Origin of the sequence: Xanthobacter pseudotagetidis (assembly GCF_043194795.2) — a bacterium.
In the GTDB taxonomy this organism is placed as follows: domain Bacteria; phylum Pseudomonadota; class Alphaproteobacteria; order Rhizobiales; family Xanthobacteraceae; genus Xanthobacter; species Xanthobacter tagetidis_A.
Genome location: NZ_CM195534.1, coordinates 1,290,372 through 1,310,390 on the forward strand (window position 1 = coordinate 1,290,372; position 20,019 = coordinate 1,310,390).

Consider the following 20,019-nt stretch of genomic DNA (forward strand, 5'->3'; position numbering starts at 1 on the left):
GGGCGGCTCGTGACGGGCCACCCCTCCCCACAAGGGGGAGGGGCGCCGCGCTCCATTTCCGCGGTTGACGTGTTGCCGGAGAGTGAGCAGGCAGGGGAGTGTGTTCGCCCGGCGCACGCCCCTCCCGCCTTGCCTTGCCCTTCATTCGCGGCTAGAGCGCCGTCTTCGGACGCAGGCCGGCCGGCGCGGGCGCCGGGCGAGCGCGAGGTATCCATGGCTGAGGACGGACTTTCCTATCGCGACGCGGGTGTCGACATCGACGCCGGCAACCGGCTCGTCGATCTCATCAAGCCGCTGGTGAAGGCCACCGCCCGGCCCGGCGCCGGCGCGGACATCGGCGGCTTCGGCGGCGTGTTCGACCTCAAGGCGGCGGGGTTCGAAGACCCGCTGCTGGTCGCCACCACCGACGGGGTGGGCACCAAGCTGAAGATCGCCATCGAGACCGGCGTGCACGACACCATCGGCATCGACCTCGTCGCCATGTGCGTGAACGACCTCGTGGTCCAGGGCGCCGAGCCGCTGTTCTTCCTCGACTATTTCGCCACCGGACGGCTGGCGCCGGAGGTCGGCGCCCACATCGTCGCCGGCATCGCGCGGGCCTGCAGGGAGGCCGGCTGCGCGCTGGTGGGCGGCGAGACCGCCGAGATGCCGGGCATGTACCAGGACGGCGACTACGACCTCGCCGGCTTCTCGGTCGGCGCGGTGGAGCGCGCGGGGCTGCTGCCGCGCCCGGACGTGGGGCCGGGCGACGTGATCCTGGGCCTCGCCTCCGCGGGCGTGCATTCCAACGGCTATTCGCTGGTGCGGCGCATCGTCGAGCGCTCCGGCCTCGTCTGGGGCGACCCGGCGCCGTTCGCGCCGGGCCAGCGCCTGGGCGCGGCGCTGCTGACGCCGACCCGGCTCTATGTGAAGAGCACCCTTGCCGTGATCCGCGCCACCGGCGCGGTGAAGGCGCTCGCCCACGTCACCGGCGGCGGCATCACCGAGAACCTGCCGCGCGTGCTGCCGCGGGGCACCATCGCCCGCATCGACCTGTCGAACCTGATCGTGCCGCCGGTGTTCCGCTGGCTCGCCGCCACCGGGGCGGTGGCGAGCGAGGAGATGCTGCGCGCCTTCAACTGCGGCGTCGGCATGGCCGTGGTGGTGGACGCCGCGCGCGCGGAGGAGGTGGCCGACGCCTTCGCCGGCCAAGGCGAGAGCGTGGTGCGCCTCGGCGTCATCGAGCCGGGCGCGGGGGCGCCTCACGTCGCCTATGACGGCACCGCCGACTTCGGGTTCACGGCATGACGAAGAAGCGCGTCGCCGTGCTCATCTCCGGGCGCGGCTCCAACATGGCGGCTCTGGTGAAGGCGGCGGAGCGGGCGGACTTCCCGGCGCAGATCGCCCTCGTGCTCTCCAACCGGGCGGATGCGGCGGGCCTTGCCTTCGCCGCCGAGCGCGGCATCGAGACCGTGGTGCTGAGCCACAGGGACTATGCCGACCGCCTCGCCTTCGACGCCGCGCTCGACGCGCAACTGCGCGTCACCGGCATCGACATCATCTGCCTCGCCGGCTTCATGCGCCTGCTCACCCCCTGGCTGGTGGAGCGCTGGCGCGACCGGATGATCAACGTCCACCCCTCGCTGCTGCCGGCCTTCAAGGGCCTCGACACCCACGCCCGCGCGCTGGCGCTGGGGGTGCGGTTCCACGGCTGCACGGTGCATTTCGTGCGCGCCGAGATGGACGAGGGGCCGATCATCCTCCAGGCGGCGGTGCCGGTGGAGGCGGACGACACGCCGGACACGCTCGCCGCCCGGGTGCTGGTCCAGGAGCACGTGATCTATCCCAAGGGGCTGGAGCTGCTCGCCGCCGGCCGGCTCACCGTGGAGGACGAGCGGGTCGCGATCGCCGGCGCGCGCGGCGGCCTGCCGACGCTGGTGGCGCCTTCGGTCTGAGAACCTGCTTGAAAACGGGCGGATCGGCCTTTCGGCCGTTCCATTGCCGTGTCGCCGTCATGGCCGGGCTTGGCCCGGCCATCCATGCGGATCGGCCGGGGTTAGCTTTCGCGAGCTGGCGCAGACGGCTGGACGTGGATGCCCGGGTCACGCCCGGGCATGACGACGGTGCCTGTGGCGATGTCCTTCCAAGACCTCAAACAGGCTCCGAGGCGCCGTGCCGGCGTCGTCCGTCCATCATGCCCGCGCGATGCGCACCCGGTTGTCGTGGAACGCCGCCCCGCCCACCGGGGCGACCGGGTCGGCGCCGGTCAGGGTGTTGATGCCGCGCCCGCCCGCATGGGCGCGGTTGGGCTGGATCTGCTCCGACACCACCACGCCGCGCCTGAGCCCGTCGAACAGCCGCACCCGCAAGACCACCGCGCCGCGCGCGCTTTCCACCCGCGCGTCGTCGCCCGCCGCAAGGCCGAGGCCGGCGGCGTCGTCCGGATGGATCATCAGCGACGGCGGCCCCTCCCGGTCGGCGGACGAGGCGGTCTCGGTGAAGGTGGTGTTGAGGAACGAGCGCGCCGGCGCCGTCACCAGGCGGAACGGATAGTCCGCATTCGCCTCCTCGATCACCGCCCAGTGGTCCGGCAGCGCCGGCATCTCCCGCCAGGGGCCGAACAGGCCGGGCGCCGGCAGGCCGGTGGCGCTCCAGTCGGGGGCGAAGTGGAAGCGCCGGTCGCGGTGGCCGAAGCCAGTGAGGAAGTGCGCCTCCTCGAACGCGGGGGCGATGTCGATGAAGCGCGCCGCCTCCAGCGCGTCGAGCGTGCCGCGGCCGCTCTCGCGCAGCGTCCAGTCGATGATCTCGCGCGCGCTCATGTCAAAGCCGGGATGCGCGGCGCCGAGCCGGGCGGCGAGCGCGCACACCACGTCGTGGTTGGAGCGGCATTCGCCCGGCGGCTCCACCAGCTTCGGCCCGAGCTGGATGTGGGGATGGCCGCCGGCCTGGTAGAGGTCGTCGTGCTCGGTGAACATGGTGGCCGGCAGCACCACGTCCGCCATGCGCGCGGTGTCGGTCATGAAATGCTCGTGCACGCACACGAACAGGTCCTCGCGGGCGAAGCCCGCGCGCACCTTGTCCTGCTCCGGCGCCACCGCCACCGGATTGGTGTTCTGGATCAACAGCGCGTGCACCGGCGGCCCGCCCGCGAGCGCGTCTTCCTCGCCCACCAGGATCGGGCCGATGCGCGACTGGTCGAGCGCCCGGGTCCTGGGATCGCGCAGGTCGAGGCCCTCGATCATCCGCTTGTGCCAGCCATAGATGCCCGAGAGCGTGTGCGCCGCGCCGCCGCCCTCGTGCTGCCAGGCGCCCGAGACCACGGGGATGGAGGCCACCGAATGCATGGCGACCGCCCCGTTGCGCGAGCGCGTGAAGCCGTAGCCGATGCGGAAATAGGCGCGCGGCACCGTGCCGACGAGCCGGGCATAGGCCTCGATCTCGTCCGCGCCGAGCCCGGTGATGGCGGCGGCCCATGCCGGCGTTCGGGTGGAAAGATGCGCCTCCAGCGCCTCGGCGTCGCGGGCGAAGCGGGCGAGGTAGGCGCGGTCGGCGAGGTCGTCGCGGAACAGCACGTGCATCACCGCGCAGGCCAGCGCGCCGTCGGTGCCGGGGCGGATCAGCAGCGGGATGTCCGCCTGCTCCATGGTCGGGGTGCGGTAGACGTCCACCACGGCGATCTTCGCGCCCCGCGCCTTCCGCGCCTGGACCGCGTGGGTCATGACGTTGACCTGGGTGGAGACGGCGTTGGTGCCCCAGAGCGTCACGAGGTCGGACTTCGCCATCTCCCGCGGGTCGGCGCCCGACAGGCGGCCGGCGCCGGCGAGGTAGCCGCTCCAGGCCGGGTTGACGCAGATGGAGGAGAAGAAGCGCGAATACTTCTTGGCGTGGGTCAGCCGGTTGATGCCGTCGCGCATCAGGAGGCCCATGGTGCCGGCGTAGTAATAGGGCCAGACCGCCTCGGCGCCGTGGCGCCGCTCGGCCTCGGCGAGGCCCTGCGCCACCCGGTCGAGCGCCTCGTCCCAGGAGATGGGGGCGAACTGGCCGGAGCCCCGGGGGCCGGTGCGCAGGAGCGGGCGGGTCAGCCGGTCGGGATGGTGCGCCCGCTCGGCATAGCGCGCCACCTTCGCGCAGATGACGCCCGCCGTGTAGCTGTTGTCCCTGGCGCCGCGCACGCGGCCGATGCGGCCGTCGGCGCCCACCTCCACCTCCAGCGCGCAGGTGGACGGGCAGTCGTGCGGGCAGGCGGAGGCGCGGACCGTCGCTGCGGCGCGGGACGGCGCGGGGCGGGCATCGGCGTGGACATTCATGGGCCCGAACTTAAAGGGGGCGACGGATGCCGTCGCCCCCTTTTTCGCAAGGCCCGTGGCGGCGCGTCCTCAGGCGTGGTGCTCCGCCTTCTCGTCGCTGCGGCGGACGCGCAGCACATAGCCGATGCCCAACACCGCCAGCGCGCCGATCACGCTGGCCACGTAGTGAGGCAGCGCGGCGGTCTTGATGCCGATCGGCGAGTCCGCATCGGGCACCACCAGCGCGGGGTTGAGATGCTGGAGGTACTGAAGCGACATCACGTCGCCCACCAGCATCTCGCCGGCGATCCAGCCGAGCAGCGCCGCGCCGGCCCAGATGAGGGCCGGGAAGCGGGTCAGCAGCGCCAGCACAAGCTGCGAGCCGAAGATGATGAGCGGGATGGTGAGCAGCAGGCCGAACACGAACAGCTCCCAGTGCCCGCGCGCCGCCGCGGCGATCGCCACCACGTTGTCGAGGCTCATCACGGCGTCGGCGATGGCGATGGTGCGCACCGCCTTCCACAGATTGTCCGAGGCGGCGACCTCGTGGGCGTCGCCCTCGTTGTCGGTGATCAGCTTGACCGCGATCCACAGCAGCAGCAGGCCGCCCACCACCTTCAGGAACGGGATGCCGAGCAGGTAGGACACCGCCAGCGCGAACAGGATGCGCAGGCCGACCGCCGCGCCGGCGCCGAGCAGGATGCCCCACTTGCGCTGGTTGGGCGGAAGCGAGCGGCACGCCAGCGCGATGACGACCGCGTTGTCGCCCGACAGCAGCAGATCGATCCAGATGATCTGAAGCAGCGAGACCCAGAAGGTCGGTGAAGCAAAGTCCATCGGTTACCCCTGCAGCGTGGTCCGGACCTTTTTGCCCCGAGGAAGGTCAGGATGTCCTAAGGTCAAGTTTCGTAAGGTAAAATTTACGCAAGGTAATGTGTTTGGCAAGAAAAAAGGGGGCGATTGGCCCCCTTTTCCTGCCCCGTGCCTGCGCGCCGGGGCGGCCGGGATCAGTGGCTGGCCTCCTCGGCGTGACGTGCCTTCCATCGCCGCATGAGGAAGGCGGTCATCAGCACGAAAGCCGCGCCGACCGCCGGCATGACGAAGTGGAGGTTCTCCGTCAGCTCGTGGCTGATGCGGGAGGTGATGGCGCTATCGCCGATGAGCATCTCGCCCGCGACCCAGCCGAGCAGGCCCGCGCCGGCCCAGACCAGGATCGGGAAGCGGTCAAGCAGCGCCATGACGATGGACGAGCCGGCGACGATGAGCGGGATCGAGATGGCGAGGCCGAAGGCCAGCAGGTACCAGTTGTCCTTGGCGATGGCGGCCACCGCGACCACGTTGTCGAGGCTCATGACGATGTCGGCGAGGGCGACCGTGCCGACGGCCTTCCAAAGGCTCTCGCTGGCCTCGACCGAGTCCTCGTTGCCCTCGCTCGGCACCGCCAGATCGACCGCGATCCACATCAGGGCGAGCGAGCCCACGAGCTTCAACCAGGGCAGGCCGAGCAGCGTGGCCACGATGCCGGTGAACAGGATGCGCAGGGTCACCGCGACGCCCGCGCCGAGGATGATGCCCCATTTGCGGGCCTTGTCGGGCAGCGAGCGGCACGCCATGGCGATGACCACGGCATTGTCGCCCGAGAGCAGGATATTGATCCAGATGATCTGCAGCAGCGCGAGCCACAGGGCCGGCGAGTCGAGCGACATGGTTTCCATCCCCTGGGAGGCTCGGAAGCAGAGCCTGGTATTTGGCGTCTGGTGCGCCGTATTCTGAATTTCGGCGCTGGGACGTTACCCAAAGGGACCAGCTGCCTCAACCAAAACTGGACTTCGCGGTGCGCAAATTCTGTTGCGCACCGCACAAGCCGGGACCGCAGGCGGTGGCCGCGCGCCCGGAGCACAGACCATACCGGAGAAGAACCGGACGTTCACGCGTCCAGAAGCTGTCCCCGGCCTGCGCTTCAGCCGACGATCTCGTTGCCGGCGAAGAACTGGGCGATCTCCACCTTGGCATTGTCGACGCTGTCGGAGCCGTGGGCGGAATTGGCCTCGATGGATTCCGCGAACAGCTTGCGGATGGTGCCCTCGGCGGCGTTGGCCGGGTTGGTGGCGCCCATCACGTCGCGATACTTGGCGACCGCGTCCTCGCCCTCCAGCACCTGCACCACCACCGGGCCGGAGGTCATGAAGGCGACGAGGTCGCCGAAGAACGGGCGCTCCTTGTGCACGGCATAGAAGGTCTCGGCCTGGGCCTTGGTCATCAGCACGCGCTTCTGCGCAACGATGCGCAGGCCGGCCTTTTCGATCACCGCGTTCACGGCGCCGGTGAGGTTGCGACGCGTGGCGTCGGGCTTGATGATCGAGAAGGTGCGCTCGATCGCCATAGGGGACCGTCCTGTCTGTTGCGTATGAAGGAAACCGCGCAGGCGCGCGGGATGGCGGCTCTTAGCAGCCGCCGCAGCAACGGGCAAGGGAACGGCAGTTGGCGGGGCGTGGGTCGGCTTGAAATCCCGTCGTTGGTCCGGGAACACCACGAACCCTCCCCCGCTTGCGAGGGAGGGCGCGCGCGGCGGAGCAACCCCGGCGTTCCGCGTGGCTCTCCTGGCCGTCGACGCCCTGGTGCAAGCTGAGACACCTCCGGCGAGGGAGAGATCCGGCAGGCTTTCGGGCGGCGGCGCGCGGGAGTGGCCCGCGCGCCGCCCTGGTTTTCTGCCTCACGCCTCGCGGATGTCGTTCGCCGCGCGGGCGAGAATCTCGATGATGCGGGTTTCCGTGCCGCGGTTGGCGGCGAGGCGCTGCTGCGCGGTGTCGCGCAGGTTCTCGAGCGCCGCCTCCACGAGACGCGGCAGCTCGGCGCCGTGGCTCGGTCCCTGCTCGCTCCAGCCCATCCACTTGCGCACCCGGCCCATCTTGAGGCCGATCTCCGACAGCCGGCCGGTGATGGCGTCGGCGAAGTCGCGGTTCTCGGCGAGGTAGGCGCGGCCCTCCTCGGTGATGGCGTAGCGCTTGCGGGCACCCTCGCTCTCGGCGGTCACGTAGCCCGCCTCCTCCAGGAAGGTGAGGGTGGGATAGACCACCCCGGGGCTCGGCGAATACCAGCCCGCGGTCTTCTCCTCGATCAGCTTGATGATCTCGTAGCCGTGGCGCGGCTGCTCGGCGATGAGCGAGAGCGCGAGCAGCTTCAGGTCGCCCTGGGCCAGCATGCGGCCGAGGCGGAACATGTCGCCGCCGCCGCCACGCCCATGCCGTCCGCCGCCGCCGCGATGGCCCCAGTCGCCGCGGCCGGGGCCGCCGGCGAAGCGTTCCGGGTTCCAGCCGGGTCTGCATCCAAACATGATTTCGTCTCCTCAGATATGTCGAAAGATATGACTGTTGATTTTATATCGCAAGATATATCTGAAATGCAAGACGCGATGCGGCGCGCGCACCCGCAAACGCAAGCCGGCCGGATCGCGCTGCGGATCCGGCCGGCGGCCAAGGGTCGTCGAACTTCGGAAGGAGCGGCCGGCTGCCCGGCTCAGAGCCCCAGCGTCGCCATGCCCGCGGCGGGATAGCGCGTGCCGGCGACCTTCCCGGGGTCGAACAGGGCGTCGAGCGTCGCGATCTCCTGCGCCGAGAGGCGGATCGCGGTCGCTGCCGCGTTCTCCTTCAGGTACTTCTCGCGCCGCGTGCCGGGGATCGGGATCACGCGGTCCTGCTTGTTGAGGATCCAGGCGAGGGCGATCTGGGCGCTGGTCGCCCCCTTGGCGGCGGCGAAGTCCGCGAGCGCCTCCACCAGGCGCCGGTTCTGCGTCAGCGCCTCGCCCTGGAAGCGGGGATTGGCGCGGCGGAAGTCGCCTTCCGCGAGGCTGTCGGCGCTCGACACCGCGCCGGTGAGGAACGAGCGGCCCAGCGGGCTGTAGGCCACGAAGGCGGCGCCGATCTCCCGGCAGGCGTCCAGCATCCCGCCCTCGGGATCGCGCGTCCACAGCGAGTACTCGCTCTGAACGGCGGTGATGGGATGGACCGCGTTGGCGCGGCGCAGCGTGTCGGCCGCGCATTCGGACAGGCCGAGGAAGCGCACCTTGCCGGCCTCCACCAGGGCCTTCATGGCGCCGACCGTGTCCTCGATGGGGGTCTTGGGGTCCACCCGGTGCAGGTAATAGAGGTCGATGGTGTCGACCCCGAGCCGTTCCAGGCTGGCATCGCAGGCGGCGCGCACATAGTCCGGCGTGCCGCAGACCCCGAGCCGCTCGCCGTTGGGCCCGCGCCTGTTGCCGAACTTGGTGGCGAGCACCACCTTGTCGCGCCGCCCCTTCAGGAAGCGGGCGATGAGGCGCTCGTTGTGGCCGGAGCCGTACATGTCGGCGGTGTCGAAGAAATTTATGCCGAGATCGAGCGCCGCTGCTAGGGTTGCCAGCGACTGCTCGTCATCGCTGGGGCCGTAGAATTCGGACATGCCCATGCAGCCGAGGCCGATGGCGGACACGGAAAGACCCGAGCGACCGAGGGGGCGGTGGTCCATGGGGGACCTCCTGAGGATGGAATGGAAGAGAGGCCCGGCAGGGGAATTCGGCCGGGACAATCATAAAGTACACCGAACAGTTTACATGAGTCAATGACCGACGCCCCTCCTCCATCCCTTCCGGCTGCGGCCAGCCCGCCGTCCGCCCGCCGCCGCGACCCGCGCGGCACCGCCGCGCGCATCCTCGCTGCGGCGCGGGCGCTGTTCCTGGAGAAGGGCTATGGCGCCACATCTATGGATGCGGTGGCGGCCGCCGCGCCGGTGTCGAAGCGCACGCTCTACCAGCATTTCGAGAGCAAGGCGGACCTGTTCGCGGCGGTGATCGACGCGGCCTGGTCCCACCTCACCCGCGCCCCGCCTTTGCCGGCGGAGACCGCCGGCTGCCCGCGCGCGGTGCTGCGCGCCTATGTGGAGGGGCTGAAGGACCACTGGGACCGGCCGGACGTGATCCCGCTGCTGCGGCTCGTCATCGCCGAGGCGCCGCGCTTCCCGGAGCTGTCGCAGGCCTATTTCGCCGCCGGCAAGGAGCCCATCGTCAAGGCGCTGCACGGCTATTTCTCGACCCTGGCGCGCGAGGGGCGGCTCGCGCCGGGCGCCGACCCGGAACTGGCGGCGGCGCAGTTCATGGGCGCCATCAAGGAGCCGCTGTTCTGGCCGCGCGTGCTGGGCGTGCCGGTGGCGTTCGACGCCGAGGCCACGGTCGAGCGCGCCATCGCCGCGACGCTCGCGCCGGAGGGCTGAGGGCAGCTCCCGGCATCGCGAGGTGCGCTTCTTCTGCCGTCATGCTCCGGCTTGACCGGAGCATCCATGCGCCTCCCGCATCGCGCCTGGCCGCAGGATGGGCCCTCCGGTCGAGCCGGAGGGCGACGGCGGTGCGGGAAACGGAACGCGGCGAACTTTCACCGCCGTCATGCTCCGGCTTGACCGGAGCATCCATGCCCCTCCCGCATCGCGCCCGGCCGCAGGATGGGCCCTCCGGTCGAGCCGGAGGGCGACGGCGGGGAAGGAGGGCGAGGGAGCCCAGCGATCCTCAGCCGAACTTGAACAGCACCCCGTAGCCGCCGCGCGGATAGTTCCACTCGATGTCGCCCGAGGGCTCGCCGATGATGCGGCAGGTGCCGCATTCCACGCAGCCGTCGGCGGCGATCTCCACCTGGCCGGTGGCGTTCAGCTCGTAGCAGCGCGCCGGGCAGGCGGTGAGCAGCGCCTTCAGCGCCGGGGTGGGGGTGGTGTGGGGCCGCACCTTGATGTGGCAGCGCCCCGCATCCACCAGATAGCGGTTCTGGAACAGCTTGTCCTCGACGCGGACCGCGAGATCGGCGGTGGCCATGTCCATGTCCTCCGGTTGACTAGAGCGCGATCCGATCAAATTGAATCAATCTGATCGGTGAATCGCCCTCTAACTTAATGATAGAGAACGCGGTATCCGATCAGCTTGCGTTGCAAGCTGATCGGCGCGTGCTCTAGGTTCAGCGCCACGCCCGGGCGAGACGGAAGGCGTCGCCGAACAGGCCCGCCCACGACCGCGCCGAGGTGAACGACTTCATGGTCATCTTCTCCTTCTCGACCTTCGGCGTGCCGTCCACGCGGACGAAGTTCTGCATCGCCTTCGACACGAGCTGGGGATAGGTGAGGAAGAAGTTCTGGGACTGGATGTGCAGCAGCTGCGGCATATCCTTGTACTTCTTCAGGTCCTTGATGACGAAGCTCTCCTCCAGCATCTTCTTGTAGAGCGAGAGGTTCTGCGCCGTCATCGGCTCCTTGCGGGACTTGACCTGGAAGATCGCCTCGGCGGCGATGCGGCCCGAGGTCATGGCGAGGTTGGAGCCCTCGCGGTGGATGGCGTTGTTGAGCTGGGCCGCGTCGCCCACCACCACCCAGCCGTCGCCGAACAGCTGCGGGATCGCCTTGTAGCCGCCCTCGGGGATGAGGTGGGCGGCGTATTCCTTCACCTCGGAGCCGGCGATGAGCGGCGCCACGGAGGGGTGCTGCTTGAACTTCTCCAGCAGCTGGTAGGGCGATTGCCCTGTCTTCTGGAAATCGGAGACGAGGCAGCCGATGCCGAGAGAGATGCATTCCTTGTTGGTGTAGATGAAGCCCATGCCGGTCATCCCCTGGGAGATGGTGCCGGCGGCCTCGATGACGACGCCTTCGTCGCCCTTCAGCAGGAAGCGGTCCTCGATGGTCTCCTGGGGCAGGAAGTGCATCTCCTTCACCGCCAGGGCGACGTCGGTGGGCTTCGGGATCTTGCGCAGGCCGGCGCGGGTGCCGAGCAGGCCGCTCACGCCTTCGGCCAGCACCACCACGTCGGCGTGGATCTGGCCGCCGCCGCGATCGGTCTTGACCCCGATCACCTTGCCGTAGGCGTCCTGCACCAGCTCGGTCACCGTGGTCTCGCACACCACCAGGGCGCCGGCCTCCTGGACCTTCTTGGAGAACCACTTGTCGAACTGGGCGCGGATGATGGTGTAGCGGTTCGGAGCCTCCTCGTTGAAGTCTTCCGAGCGGTAGTGCAGGCCCACATGGGACTTGTCGTCCATCATCCAGAAGCGCTGCTCCACCAGGTGCCGCTCCAGCGGCGCGTCCTCGCGGAAGTCGGGGACGATCTTCTCCAGCATGTCGGAATAGAGGATCGCGCCCTGCACGTTCTTGGAGCCCGAATACTCGCCGCGCTCCAGCTGCAGCACCTTGAGGCCGCGCTTGGCCAGCGTGTAGGCGGCCCCGTTGCCGGCCATGCCGGCGCCGACGACGATCGCGTCGAACTTCTCGTCGATCATCTCAAGTGCTCCTCAGCTCGCCAGCTTGTCGCGGGAATGGGGGGACAGGCGCCGCTTGAAGGCTTCCGTCAGCATGGGCAGGAAGCGGATGGCGTCGGTGACGATGCCCACATGGGCGAAGTCCATGATGGGCGCGTTCTTGTCGGTGTTGATGGCGACGATCAGGTCAGCGCCCTCGACCCCCACCCGGTGCTGGATCGCGCCCGAGATGCCGGCGGCGATGTAGAGGCGCGGGCGGATGGTCTTGCCGGTCTGGCCGATCTGGCGGTCCGACGTCACCCAGCCCTTCTGCACCAGCGGGCGCGAGCAGCCGAACTCGGCGCCCATGGCGGCCGCGAGCTGGCGCACCAGCTGGAAATTTTCCGGCGAGCCGAGCCCCATGCCGCCCGCCACCACCACGTCGGCATAAGCGAGGTTCGACTTGCTGGAATCCCGGTCGGGCAGGAAGCTCAGGATCTTGGTGACGATGTCGGCTTCCTGGAGCGAGAGCTTGTGCTCCACCACCCGGCCCACGGGCTTCTCCACCCGCTCGGGCATGGCCATCACGCGCGGGCGCACGGTCGCCATCTGCGGGCGGTAGTTGAGCGTGTAGATGGTGCAGAGCAGGGAGCCGCCGAAGGTCGGGCGGGTGGCGGCGAGCGAGCCGTCCGCGTCCACGTCCAGCTCGGTGGAATCCGCGGTGAGGCCGGTGAGCAGGGTGGTCGCCACCGCGCCGGCGAGGTCGCGGCCCAGCGTCGTCGCGCCGAGCAGCAGGATCTCCGGCTTGTAGGTGTTCACGAGCTCCGTCATCGCCGCCGTGTAGGCCTCGTTGCGGTAGTCGGCGAGCACCGGGTCGGCCGCCACATAGACGAGGTCGGCGCCGTAGCAGAACGCTTCGGCGACCGCGCCCCGCACCGTCTCGCCCTCGGCGCCGAGGACCACGGCGGCGAGCTCCACCTTGAGCTTGTCGGCGAGCTTGCGGCCCTCGCCCATCAGCTCCCACGAGACGGGGTGGACCTGGCCGCGCTCCTGCTCGATGAACACCCAGACGTGCTTGTACGCCTTGAAGTGCTCGGGCAGCTCCTTCTTGGTGGAGGCGCGCCCGCCGGCGGCGGGGGCTTGGGGCTTCTTCGGCTCGCTCATGATGGTCGGCTTTCTCTTCTCGGCATCCGTCCCGGGGCGTTCAGAAGCCGCGCGCCAGCGCGGCGAGGTCGGCTTCGAGGGCGGGCTGGCGCGTGAACACTTCCGCGATCAGCGCGTCGGCGAGGCTGCCGCCCTCGGGGGCCTCGATGAGCTTGGCCTTCTCGGAGCGGGCCGAGGGGGCGAACACGCGCTTGACGATGGTGGGCGAGCCCTTCAGGCCGCACTTGCCCAGGTCCTCGACCCCGGCGTCCTTGGCGTTCCACTTGACGATCTCGGCGCGCGCCGCGCGCAGGGCGTCGGCCATGGTGCCGCGGCGCACCTCGTTGGTGCCCTCCAGCATGGCGATCAGGCACGGCAGGCTCGACTGCAGCACCTGCGTGCCGCCCTCGGCGCGGCGCTCCAGCGTGATGGTGCGGCCTTCGGGATCGAGCGCGGCGACCTTCGCCACATAGGTCACCTGGATGAGGCCGAGCCGTTTCGCGATGCCGGGGCCGACCTGGGCGGTGTCGCCGTCGATGGTCTGCTTGCCGGTGAAGACGATGTCGGGCGTGCCCCAGGTCTCGCCGACCTTGGTGATGGCGGTGGCCAGCGCGAACGAGGTGGCGAGCGTGTCGGAGCCGGCGAAGAAGCGGTCGGTGAGCAGCACCGCGCGGTCGGCGCCGAAGGTCAGCGCCTTGCGCAGCGAATCCTCGGCCGAGGGCGGCCCCATGGTGAGCACCGTCACCTCGCCGCCGAAGGTATCGCGCAGGCGCAGCGCCTCTTCGAGCGCGAACAGGTCATAGGGATTGATGATGGTGGGCACGCCCTGGCGCATGATGGTGTTCGTGACCGGATGGACACGGATCTGCGCGCTGTCGGGGACCTGCTTGATGCAGACGACGATATGCATGACCTTGGCTCCGACTTGGGCTCCGACTTGGGCTCCGACCTGGGCCCCGAGCCTTCTCGTGGGGCTCGAGGACCAGTGGAGCAAGGCGCGTGCCAAGCATCGGATGATGTAAATAGCCAAGGGCGATCAAGCGATTACGAATGCCGCCTCCGGAATTCTACGGAGTTCGGCGCGTTTGTCGGGAGCGGACAAAGAAAAGCGGCTTGTCGGGAAGGTGACAGGGGGCCGGGGAGGGGAGAGGGGCCGTCATGCTCACCCTTCGCCACCGCCATCCTTCGGCTTCACCGCCGTCATTCGCGGCCTCAGCGTCGTCATCCTCAGCTTCACCGCCGTCATTGCCCCTCACCGCCGCCATCGCCACTCACCGGCGTCATCGCCCCTCACCGGCGTCATCGCCACTCACCGGCGTCATCGCCTCTCACCGCTGTCATCCTCCGGCTTGACCGGAGGATCCATGCGCGGCGCGGGAAGGTGGCGTGGGTGCTCCGGTCAAGCCGGAGCACGACGGCGGTTTGGGCGGATGCGGGTGGGCTTTTCCGGCTGCCTTCAGCCGCCGCCGCTTCCTTCCCCACCCGCGCTTCCTTCCCGCGGTGGCTCGCTTGCCCGCCATCGCTCCTTTCTCCGCCGTCGCCCTCCGGCTTGACCGGAGGGCCCATCTTGCGGCCAAGCGCGCGGCCGGGATGGGGCGATGGGTGCTTCGGTCAAGCCGGAGCACGACGGCGCGAGGAATGGCGGCGGTGGGGAACGGTCCGCGAAGGCGGGACGGCAGGACAGGCCCGAAAGATCCGCAAGACCCCCGAAAACGAATACCGGCCGGCCCCCTGCGGGACCGGCCGGGCGATGGCCTGACTCAGGCTCAGACGGCGAGCTCAGCGGCGGTCTTTCCGACCTCGCTCTCGTCCACGGCCTTCATGATGCCGTGCTCCATCAGCATGTCCTCGAGCTCGTCCATGGTGATCGGCGTCGGGATGATGCCCTTGCCGCCGTTGTTGTGGACCCGCTCCGCAAGGTTGCGGTAGTGCTGCGCCTGCTGGCTCTCCGGCGCATACTCGATCACCGTCATGCGCCGCAGCTCCGCGTGCTGCACGATGTTGTCGCGCGGCACGAAGTAGATCAGCTTGGTGCCGAGCTTCGCCGCCAGCGCTTCCGCCAGCTCCAGCTCCTTGTCGGTCTGGCGCTCGTTGCACACCAGCCCGCCCAGGCGCACGCCGCCGGAGTTCGCATACTTCAGGATGCCCTTCGAGATGTTGTTGGCCGCGTACATGGCCATCATCTCGCCGGACATGACGATGTAGATCTCCTGCGCCTTGTTCTCGCGGATCGGCATCGCGAACCCGCCGCACACCACGTCGCCCAGCACGTCGTAGGACACGTAGTCGATGTCCTCGTAGGCGCCGTTCTCCTCCAGGAAGTTGATCGAGGTGATCACGCCCCGGCCGGCGCAGCCGACCCCCGGCTCCGGACCGCCCGACTCAACGCACTTGATGTCCATGAAGCCGACCTTCATGACATCCTCGATCTCCAGGTCCTCCACCGAGCCGGCGTTCGCCGCCAGCGAGAGGATGGTGTCCTGCGCCTTGGCGTGCAGGATCAGGCGGGTCGAATCCGCCTTCGGGTCGCAGCCCACGATCAGGATCTTGTGACCCATCTGCGCAAGCGCGGCCAAAGTGTTCTGGGACGTCGTCGACTTGCCGATGCCCCCCTTCCCGTAAAACGCGATCTGTCTCAGCGACATCTTGCTCTCCTCCTAACCGGACACAAAAGATCACCGCGCGCGTGGCGCGAGAGAGTTCTCAGAAGAATTGTCTCGTCGGAAACGCACGGCGGGCTGTTGGGAAGGAGCGCATCGCTCGCTTTCACGTAGGCGTGCACTCAGCCCTCACTCGCTGTAGCGGCGAAGACTGAGCAATCGCCGTGCCAGACGCCTCCAACCGCGCGCAAAGTCTTGATTCATATCAATGTGCCGGCTCCCGCTCGGCTGCCGGGCACGGTGCCGCCACCGGGTCCGAAGGTGTGTCGAACCCGACAGGTCGGCGCGCTCCTGTCGCAATTGAAACAAGGTCGCCCCGGCCTTCGGCGCCAAGGTGTTGGCGCCATGCGCTCTTCCAGGCGCCGCGGGCGCCGGGAACGGAACTTGCTTGAGAGGAAAAACACCCGCCCGCGTGCGGGCAGCGGAAGCCGCGTCCGGCGCGCGAGACCTGAAGCGAGGATAGAAGATGCAGATCGGCGTTGAGACGTCCAAGGCGGTGGACCAGCGGCGGGTGTTCGTGGTGGACGAGGACGAGATCACCCGCGCCGCGCTCCAGTTCATGCTCCACGACGAGATCGAGACCCACGAGATCAACACCCCGGAGGAGGCGTACGAGAAGGGCGTCGACTGGCTGAAGCCGGACGTGGTCCTGCTCGGCGTCGGCTTCCTCAAGAGCCGGGGCGCGGAGCTGGTGAAGGAGATCAACGGCCGCTTTCCCGGCGTGCGCATCCTGGTGGTGTGCGGCAAGGAGGACGAGGCGGTGGCGGTGGAGGGCCTGAAGGCCGGCGCCCACGGCGCGCTCGTCAAGCCGCTCACCATCGAGAGCGTGCGCAAGAAGGTGGACACGATTCTCGGCCGCGGCGGCGCCCAGCCGCTGATCCAGCTCGGCAGCCTGTGAGCCGTGGCGAAGGTCGTCTTCTACGAGAAGCCGGGCTGCGGCACCAACGCCCGGCAGAGGCAGATACTCGCCGCCGCCGGCCATGAGCTCGATGTGCGGAGCCTGCTGGCCGAGCCGTGGACGGCCGCGCGGCTGCGCGCCTTCTTCGGCGCCACGCCGGTGGCGAGCTGGTTCAATCCGGCCTCGCCGCGGGTGAAGTCGGGCGCGGTGGACCCCGCGGCCACGGGGGCGGAGGCGGCGATCGCGCTGATGCTCGCCGACCCGCTGCTGATCCGCCGCCCGCTGGTGGAGGCGGAGGGCGTGCGCTGCGCCGGCTTCGACCGCGCGCCGGTCACCGACCTCCTCGCCGTCGGAACGGCGCTGCCCGAGGCCTGCTCGCGGCCGGGCGATGCGCCGCGCTGTCCGGATCCGGCCCGATGACCACGGCCGACGCCGCCCTCGCCGCGCCCCCGTCCGCTGAGCCCGAGGCGCTGGCGCGGCGCGCGGCGCTGGCGCTCGCCTACCACCGGCGCACCAAGCATGGCCTGAAGGCCTATGCCGCCGGCCCCGAGACCCTGGACTGGGATGCGCAGCCCGACCCCTTCCGCACCTTTGACGGCGCGACGGCGGAGGCGCTGCCGCTGGTCGCTCACACCATCGAAGCGCGCTTCGGCGACCTGTTCGGGCCGGCTGCCCCGCCGCCCGCGCCCTTCGACCGCGAAACGGTGGCGGCGCTGCTGGAGCTGTCGTTCGGCCTTGCCGCCTGGAAGCGGCTCGGCCCGGACCGCTGGGCGGTGCGCGCCAACCCCTCCAGCGGCAACCTCCACCCCACCGAGGCCTATGTGATCGCCCGGGGCGTCGCCGGGCTCGACGACGGCGTGCACCATTATGTCAGCCGCGACCATGCGCTGGAGCGGCGCGCGCGCCTCGCGCCCGAGCCGGGGACGCCGGCCCGGCTGCTGGTCGGGCTCTCCTCGATCCAGTGGCGCGAGGCGTGGAAATATGGCGAGCGGGCGTTCCGCTACTGCCAGCTCGACACCGGCCACGCGCTGGGCGCGCTCGTCTTCGCCGCGGCCACGCTCGGCTGGCGGGTGAAGCTGGTGCCGGCGGGCGCCGGGGACGTCGCGGCGCTGCTCGGCCTCGACCGGGTGGCCGACTTTTCCGGCGCCGAGCGCGAGGACCCGGAGCTGGTCGCCGAGATCATCGGCGTCGACGATCCGCCCCCCGGCCTGCCGGCGCTCGCCGCCGATCCCGATTTTCGCGGCCGCGCCAACGTGCTCGACCGCCATCCCCTCTACCGCTGGCCGGTGATCGCCGAGGCCAGCGCCGCCACCGCGTCGGAGGGCGCTTCTCCCATGGCGGGCGAAGGCGCCGCGCCCCCCGCCGCGCCGCCGCCCGCGGCGCCGGACACGGCGCGCGCCGCCGCCCTCATCCTCGGCCGCCGCAGCGCCCAGCGGCTCGATGCCCGCGCCATGCTGCCGATGCCGGCCTTCCTGCGCATGCTGGCGGCGCTCGACCCCGGCGCGCCGGCCTTCCAGGCATGGGATTTCACGCCCCGCCTGCACCCGGTCCTGTTCGTCCACCGGGTGGAGGGCCTCGCCAGCGGCGTCTATGCCCTGCCGCGCCGGCGCGGCATGGCCGAGGTGCTGAAGGCGGCCCTGCGCCCCGACTTCGCCTGGAGCCCGGTGCCCGGCGCACCCGAAGGCCTGCCGCTGTACCGCCTCGCCGAGGCGGACGCGCGCGGCGTCACCCGGACGCTCTCCTGCCACCAGGCGATCGCCAGCGACGGCGCCTTCACCATCGCTCTGCTCGCCGAGCTCGCGCCGCTGGTCGCCGCCGATCCCTGGCGCTACCGCCAGCTCCACTGGGAGGCGGGCCTCATCGGCCAGGTGCTCTACCTGGAGGCCGAGGCTTTGGGCGTGCGCGGCACCGGCATCGGCTGCTTCTTCGACGACGAGGTGCACCGGCTGCTGGGGATCGACGGCGACGCGCTCCAGTCGCTCTACCACTTCACCGTCGGCGCGCCCGTCGCCGACCCGCGCATCCTGACCGAGCCGGCCTATGCCGGCCGGCCCCTCTGAGGACGAGCCAATGGCCGAGCGCCCCGCCTTCCGCTCCATCTCCGTCGCCGCCGCCGAGGCGCTGCTGAAGGCCGGCGGCGTGGTCACGCTCGACGTGCGCGACCGCGCGAGCTTCCTTGCCGGCCACGTGGAGGGCGCGCGCCACATCGCCTTCTCCGACCTTTCGCAGGTCATCAACGGCACCAGCCGCGCCAGACCGGTGCTGATCTACTGCTATCACGGCTTCGCCAGCCGGGAGTTCGCGCAGGTGCTGTGCGACTTCGGCTTCGCGGCGGTCCACAGCATGGATGGCGGCTACGAGGCCTGGGCGGCGGCGCAGGCGCGCACGGGCGCGCCGACGCCCGGCGAGGCGGTCGGCCGCTGGCTCGCCATCCAGGGCTTTCCCGAGAACGGGGTGAACGCCACCATCGAGAACGGCATGACGCCGCTCATGCGCGCCTGCCGGGAGGGGCTGGAGGCCATCGTCGCGGCGCTGATCGCCGCCGGCGCGAGGGTGGATGCGCGCAATGCCGACGGCAACACGGCGCTCTGGCTCGCCTGCGTCGGCGGCCACCTGCCGGTGATCGACGCCCTGGTGGCGGCGGGCTGCGCCATCGACAGCCGCAACGACAACGGCGCCACCAGCCTCATGTATGCCGCCTCGGCCGGCAAGGCCGAGGTGGTTGGGCGTCTGCTGCGGCATGGCGCCGACACGCGGCCGGAGACGCTCGACGGCTTCTCCGCCCTCGATCTAGCCTCCACCCGCGAGTGCCTCGACCTCCTGCGCCTCGCGACGCGCGCCGCGGCCCCCGCGTGAGCCGCCGCTCAGCCGCGGCGCTCGACGAAGACGATGCTCTCGAAGTCCAGCACCAGGTCGCCGTGCTGGTTGGTGCCGCTGTTGTAGGTGCGCAGGATGCCCCATTGCGGGCGCGAGCGGCTCGCGGTCTTCTCCTTCGCCTCCGAGGCGTAGGTCACGGTGTCGCCGGCATAGACCGGCTTCAGCCAGCGCATGTTCTCGAAGCCGGGCGAGGGGCCGAGCGCGGGCACCCGCTCGCCGCGGGCGCGCTGCGCCTCGGCTTCGCGGGCATTGAGCTCGGCGAAGTAGCGCATCCAGGTGGCCGAGGTGAGCCAGCCGGACGCCACCAGCGCGCCGTAGAGGCTGCGCTTGGCCGCCTCCGGGTCCACGTGGAAGGACTGGAAGTCGAACTGGCGCGCGAAGGCGATCATCTCGTCCTGCGCGAAGGTGTGGTGCCCGAGCAGCCGGCGCTCGCCGATCTCGATGTCCTCGAAGAACTTCATGCGAGGCGCGCTCCCGGATTGCGGCGGCCCATCATGATGACAAGGACCGCCTCCAGCGCAACGCTCTTGTCGGCCTTGATGAGCTCGAAGCGGAAGGTGATGAGGCCCATCTCCGGCCGGGTCTTGGAGGTGCGGCTCTCCAGCACCGTGCGGCGCAGGGTGAGCACGTCGCCGGGAAAGACCGGCGCCTTCCACTTGTTCTCCTTGACGCCCGGCGAGCCCATGCCCGCCGAGCGCTCCAGGAAGCCGTCGCAGACGAGGCGCATCATCACCGCGCAGGTGTGCCAGCCGGAGGCGGCGAGGCCGCCCAGCAGCGAGGCGCCGCCGGCCGCGTCGTCGAGATGCATGGGCTGGGGGTCGAACTCGCGCGCGAAGGCGAGGATCTCCTCGCGCGTGAACTCGTAGGAGCCGAAGGTCTTCACCTCGCCGACGATGAAATCCTCGAAGAAGAGATCGGCCAAGGCGGCCTCCAGTTGG

Annotated in this window: 20 protein-coding genes; 7 read left to right on the plus strand and 13 right to left on the minus strand. The window is 70.1% G+C overall.

Features of this window, described 5'->3' with window-relative positions; genetic code table 11:
• Positions 1 to 213 precede the first annotated feature (213 nt).
• Together purM and purN are read left to right on the plus strand one after the other, a co-directional pair.
• A complete protein-coding gene (purM, locus tag V5F67_RS05965; RefSeq protein ID WP_394021984.1) occupies positions 214 to 1,287 on the plus strand; it encodes a phosphoribosylformylglycinamidine cyclo-ligase in 1,074 nt (357 codons plus the stop codon).
• Positions 1,284 to 1,934 (plus strand): phosphoribosylglycinamide formyltransferase, encoded by a 651-nt coding sequence (gene purN, locus V5F67_RS05970; protein WP_394021983.1) that lies wholly within the window; start codon positions 1,284 to 1,286, stop codon positions 1,932 to 1,934. Before purM ends, purN begins: the two co-directional genes overlap by 4 nt.
• Before the next feature lie 237 nt (positions 1,935 to 2,171).
• Here purN and V5F67_RS05975 read toward each other — a convergent pair whose 3' ends face one another.
• The 6 genes from V5F67_RS05975 to V5F67_RS06000 form a co-directional block, all read right to left on the minus strand.
• Positions 2,172 to 4,286 (minus strand): molybdopterin-containing oxidoreductase family protein, encoded by a 2,115-nt coding sequence (locus tag V5F67_RS05975; protein WP_394021982.1) that lies wholly within the window; start codon positions 4,284 to 4,286, stop codon positions 2,172 to 2,174.
• Positions 4,287 to 4,355: 69 nt separating this feature from the next.
• Positions 4,356 to 5,102, minus strand: a complete 747-nt coding sequence (locus V5F67_RS05980) for a TerC family protein (protein WP_394021981.1) — start codon at positions 5,100 to 5,102, stop codon at positions 4,356 to 4,358.
• 170 nt (positions 5,103 to 5,272) lie between these two features.
• Positions 5,273 to 5,971, minus strand: coding sequence for a TerC family protein (locus V5F67_RS05985; protein ID WP_394021980.1), 699 nt, complete (start codon positions 5,969 to 5,971; stop codon positions 5,273 to 5,275).
• A gap of 254 nt (positions 5,972 to 6,225) precedes the next feature.
• On the minus strand, positions 6,226 to 6,648 hold the full coding sequence (gene ndk / locus V5F67_RS05990; protein ID WP_121622520.1) for a nucleoside-diphosphate kinase: 423 nt from the start codon (positions 6,646 to 6,648) through the stop codon (positions 6,226 to 6,228).
• Between the two features lie 330 nt (positions 6,649 to 6,978).
• Positions 6,979 to 7,599 (minus strand): PadR family transcriptional regulator, encoded by a 621-nt coding sequence (locus V5F67_RS05995; RefSeq protein ID WP_394021979.1) that lies wholly within the window; start codon positions 7,597 to 7,599, stop codon positions 6,979 to 6,981.
• 182 nt (positions 7,600 to 7,781) lie between these two features.
• Positions 7,782 to 8,768: an aldo/keto reductase gene (locus tag V5F67_RS06000; RefSeq protein ID WP_394021978.1), complete on the minus strand. Its 987-nt coding sequence runs from the start codon at positions 8,766 to 8,768 to the stop codon at positions 7,782 to 7,784.
• Positions 8,769 to 8,861: 93 nt separating this feature from the next.
• On the opposite strand from V5F67_RS06000, the gene V5F67_RS06005 reads away from it, so the two are divergent.
• Positions 8,862 to 9,509 (plus strand): TetR/AcrR family transcriptional regulator, encoded by a 648-nt coding sequence (locus V5F67_RS06005; protein WP_394021977.1) that lies wholly within the window; start codon positions 8,862 to 8,864, stop codon positions 9,507 to 9,509.
• A gap of 289 nt (positions 9,510 to 9,798) precedes the next feature.
• Here V5F67_RS06005 and V5F67_RS06010 read toward each other — a convergent pair whose 3' ends face one another.
• The 5 genes from V5F67_RS06010 to nifH all read right to left on the minus strand — a co-directional run bounded on the left by V5F67_RS06010 (position 9,799) and on the right by nifH (position 15,291).
• Positions 9,799 to 10,098 carry a ferredoxin family protein gene (locus V5F67_RS06010; RefSeq protein WP_394021976.1) on the minus strand — a complete coding sequence of 100 codons (300 nt, stop codon included), beginning with the start codon at positions 10,096 to 10,098 and terminating at the stop codon, positions 9,799 to 9,801.
• Between the two features lie 139 nt (positions 10,099 to 10,237).
• A complete protein-coding gene (locus V5F67_RS06015) occupies positions 10,238 to 11,545 on the minus strand; it encodes an FAD-dependent oxidoreductase (protein ID WP_394021975.1) in 1,308 nt (435 codons plus the stop codon).
• A gap of 12 nt (positions 11,546 to 11,557) precedes the next feature.
• Positions 11,558 to 12,667: an electron transfer flavoprotein subunit alpha/FixB family protein gene (locus tag V5F67_RS06020; protein WP_394021974.1), complete on the minus strand. Its 1,110-nt coding sequence runs from the start codon at positions 12,665 to 12,667 to the stop codon at positions 11,558 to 11,560.
• A 40-nt stretch (positions 12,668 to 12,707) separates the two neighbouring features.
• On the minus strand, positions 12,708 to 13,556 hold the full coding sequence (locus tag V5F67_RS06025; RefSeq protein WP_394021973.1) for an electron transfer flavoprotein subunit beta/FixA family protein: 849 nt from the start codon (positions 13,554 to 13,556) through the stop codon (positions 12,708 to 12,710).
• Between the two features lie 856 nt (positions 13,557 to 14,412).
• Complete coding sequence (gene nifH / locus V5F67_RS06030; protein ID WP_394018019.1) at positions 14,413 to 15,291, minus strand: nitrogenase iron protein; 879 nt, start codon at positions 15,289 to 15,291, stop codon at positions 14,413 to 14,415.
• Between the two features lie 481 nt (positions 15,292 to 15,772).
• On the opposite strand from nifH, the gene V5F67_RS06035 reads away from it, so the two are divergent.
• Genes V5F67_RS06035 through V5F67_RS06050 form a run of 4 tightly spaced genes read left to right on the plus strand, consistent with a single transcriptional unit; the run spans position 15,773 to position 19,060 of the window.
• Positions 15,773 to 16,204, plus strand: coding sequence for a response regulator (locus tag V5F67_RS06035; RefSeq protein WP_394021972.1), 432 nt, complete (start codon positions 15,773 to 15,775; stop codon positions 16,202 to 16,204).
• A 3-nt stretch (positions 16,205 to 16,207) separates the two neighbouring features.
• Entirely contained in the window at positions 16,208 to 16,624 is a 417-nt protein-coding gene (locus V5F67_RS06040) for an ArsC/Spx/MgsR family protein (RefSeq protein WP_394021971.1), read from the plus strand.
• Positions 16,621 to 18,264: a nitroreductase family protein gene (locus tag V5F67_RS06045; protein ID WP_394021970.1), complete on the plus strand. Its 1,644-nt coding sequence runs from the start codon at positions 16,621 to 16,623 to the stop codon at positions 18,262 to 18,264. The genes V5F67_RS06040 and V5F67_RS06045 overlap by 4 nt, the downstream gene beginning before the upstream one ends.
• 10 nt (positions 18,265 to 18,274) lie before the next feature.
• The gene (locus V5F67_RS06050) at positions 18,275 to 19,060 is read left to right on the plus strand and encodes an ankyrin repeat domain-containing protein (protein WP_394021969.1); all 786 of its coding nucleotides are present in this window, start codon (positions 18,275 to 18,277) and stop codon (positions 19,058 to 19,060) included.
• 8 nt (positions 19,061 to 19,068) lie between these two features.
• On the opposite strand, the gene V5F67_RS06055 is transcribed toward V5F67_RS06050, so the two are convergent.
• Positions 19,069 to 19,542, minus strand: coding sequence for a MaoC family dehydratase (locus V5F67_RS06055; RefSeq protein ID WP_394021968.1), 474 nt, complete (start codon positions 19,540 to 19,542; stop codon positions 19,069 to 19,071).
• Positions 19,539 to 20,003 carry a MaoC family dehydratase gene (locus tag V5F67_RS06060; RefSeq protein WP_394021967.1) on the minus strand — a complete coding sequence of 155 codons (465 nt, stop codon included), beginning with the start codon at positions 20,001 to 20,003 and terminating at the stop codon, positions 19,539 to 19,541. Before V5F67_RS06060 ends, V5F67_RS06055 begins: the two co-directional genes overlap by 4 nt.
• Positions 20,004 to 20,019: the final 16 nt, after the last annotated feature.

What these genes read in the sequence shown, in the direction of transcription:
- purM (WP_394021984.1), top strand. Translation starts at nt 214, where the DNA reads ATGGCTGAGGACGGACTTTCCTATCGCGACGCGGGTGTCGACATCGAC.
- purN (WP_394021983.1), top strand. Translation starts at nt 1,284, where the DNA reads ATGACGAAGAAGCGCGTCGCCGTGCTCATCTCCGGGCGCGGCTCCAAC.
- V5F67_RS05975 (WP_394021982.1), bottom strand. Translation starts at nt 4,286, where the DNA reads ATGAATGTCCACGCCGATGCCCGCCCCGCGCCGTCCCGCGCCGCAGCG.
- V5F67_RS05980 (WP_394021981.1), bottom strand. Translation starts at nt 5,102, where the DNA reads ATGGACTTTGCTTCACCGACCTTCTGGGTCTCGCTGCTTCAGATCATC.
- V5F67_RS05985 (WP_394021980.1), bottom strand. Translation starts at nt 5,971, where the DNA reads ATGTCGCTCGACTCGCCGGCCCTGTGGCTCGCGCTGCTGCAGATCATC.
- ndk (WP_121622520.1), bottom strand. Translation starts at nt 6,648, where the DNA reads ATGGCGATCGAGCGCACCTTCTCGATCATCAAGCCCGACGCCACGCGT.
- V5F67_RS05995 (WP_394021979.1), bottom strand. Translation starts at nt 7,599, where the DNA reads ATGTTTGGATGCAGACCCGGCTGGAACCCGGAACGCTTCGCCGGCGGC.
- V5F67_RS06000 (WP_394021978.1), bottom strand. Translation starts at nt 8,768, where the DNA reads ATGGACCACCGCCCCCTCGGTCGCTCGGGTCTTTCCGTGTCCGCCATC.
- V5F67_RS06005 (WP_394021977.1), top strand. Translation starts at nt 8,862, where the DNA reads ATGACCGACGCCCCTCCTCCATCCCTTCCGGCTGCGGCCAGCCCGCCG.
- V5F67_RS06010 (WP_394021976.1), bottom strand. Translation starts at nt 10,098, where the DNA reads ATGGCCACCGCCGATCTCGCGGTCCGCGTCGAGGACAAGCTGTTCCAG.
- V5F67_RS06015 (WP_394021975.1), bottom strand. Translation starts at nt 11,545, where the DNA reads ATGATCGACGAGAAGTTCGACGCGATCGTCGTCGGCGCCGGCATGGCC.
- V5F67_RS06020 (WP_394021974.1), bottom strand. Translation starts at nt 12,667, where the DNA reads ATGAGCGAGCCGAAGAAGCCCCAAGCCCCCGCCGCCGGCGGGCGCGCC.
- V5F67_RS06025 (WP_394021973.1), bottom strand. Translation starts at nt 13,556, where the DNA reads ATGCATATCGTCGTCTGCATCAAGCAGGTCCCCGACAGCGCGCAGATC.
- nifH (WP_394018019.1), bottom strand. Translation starts at nt 15,291, where the DNA reads ATGTCGCTGAGACAGATCGCGTTTTACGGGAAGGGGGGCATCGGCAAG.
- V5F67_RS06035 (WP_394021972.1), top strand. Translation starts at nt 15,773, where the DNA reads ATGCAGATCGGCGTTGAGACGTCCAAGGCGGTGGACCAGCGGCGGGTG.
- V5F67_RS06045 (WP_394021970.1), top strand. Translation starts at nt 16,621, where the DNA reads ATGACCACGGCCGACGCCGCCCTCGCCGCGCCCCCGTCCGCTGAGCCC.
- V5F67_RS06050 (WP_394021969.1), top strand. Translation starts at nt 18,275, where the DNA reads ATGGCCGAGCGCCCCGCCTTCCGCTCCATCTCCGTCGCCGCCGCCGAG.
- V5F67_RS06055 (WP_394021968.1), bottom strand. Translation starts at nt 19,542, where the DNA reads ATGAAGTTCTTCGAGGACATCGAGATCGGCGAGCGCCGGCTGCTCGGG.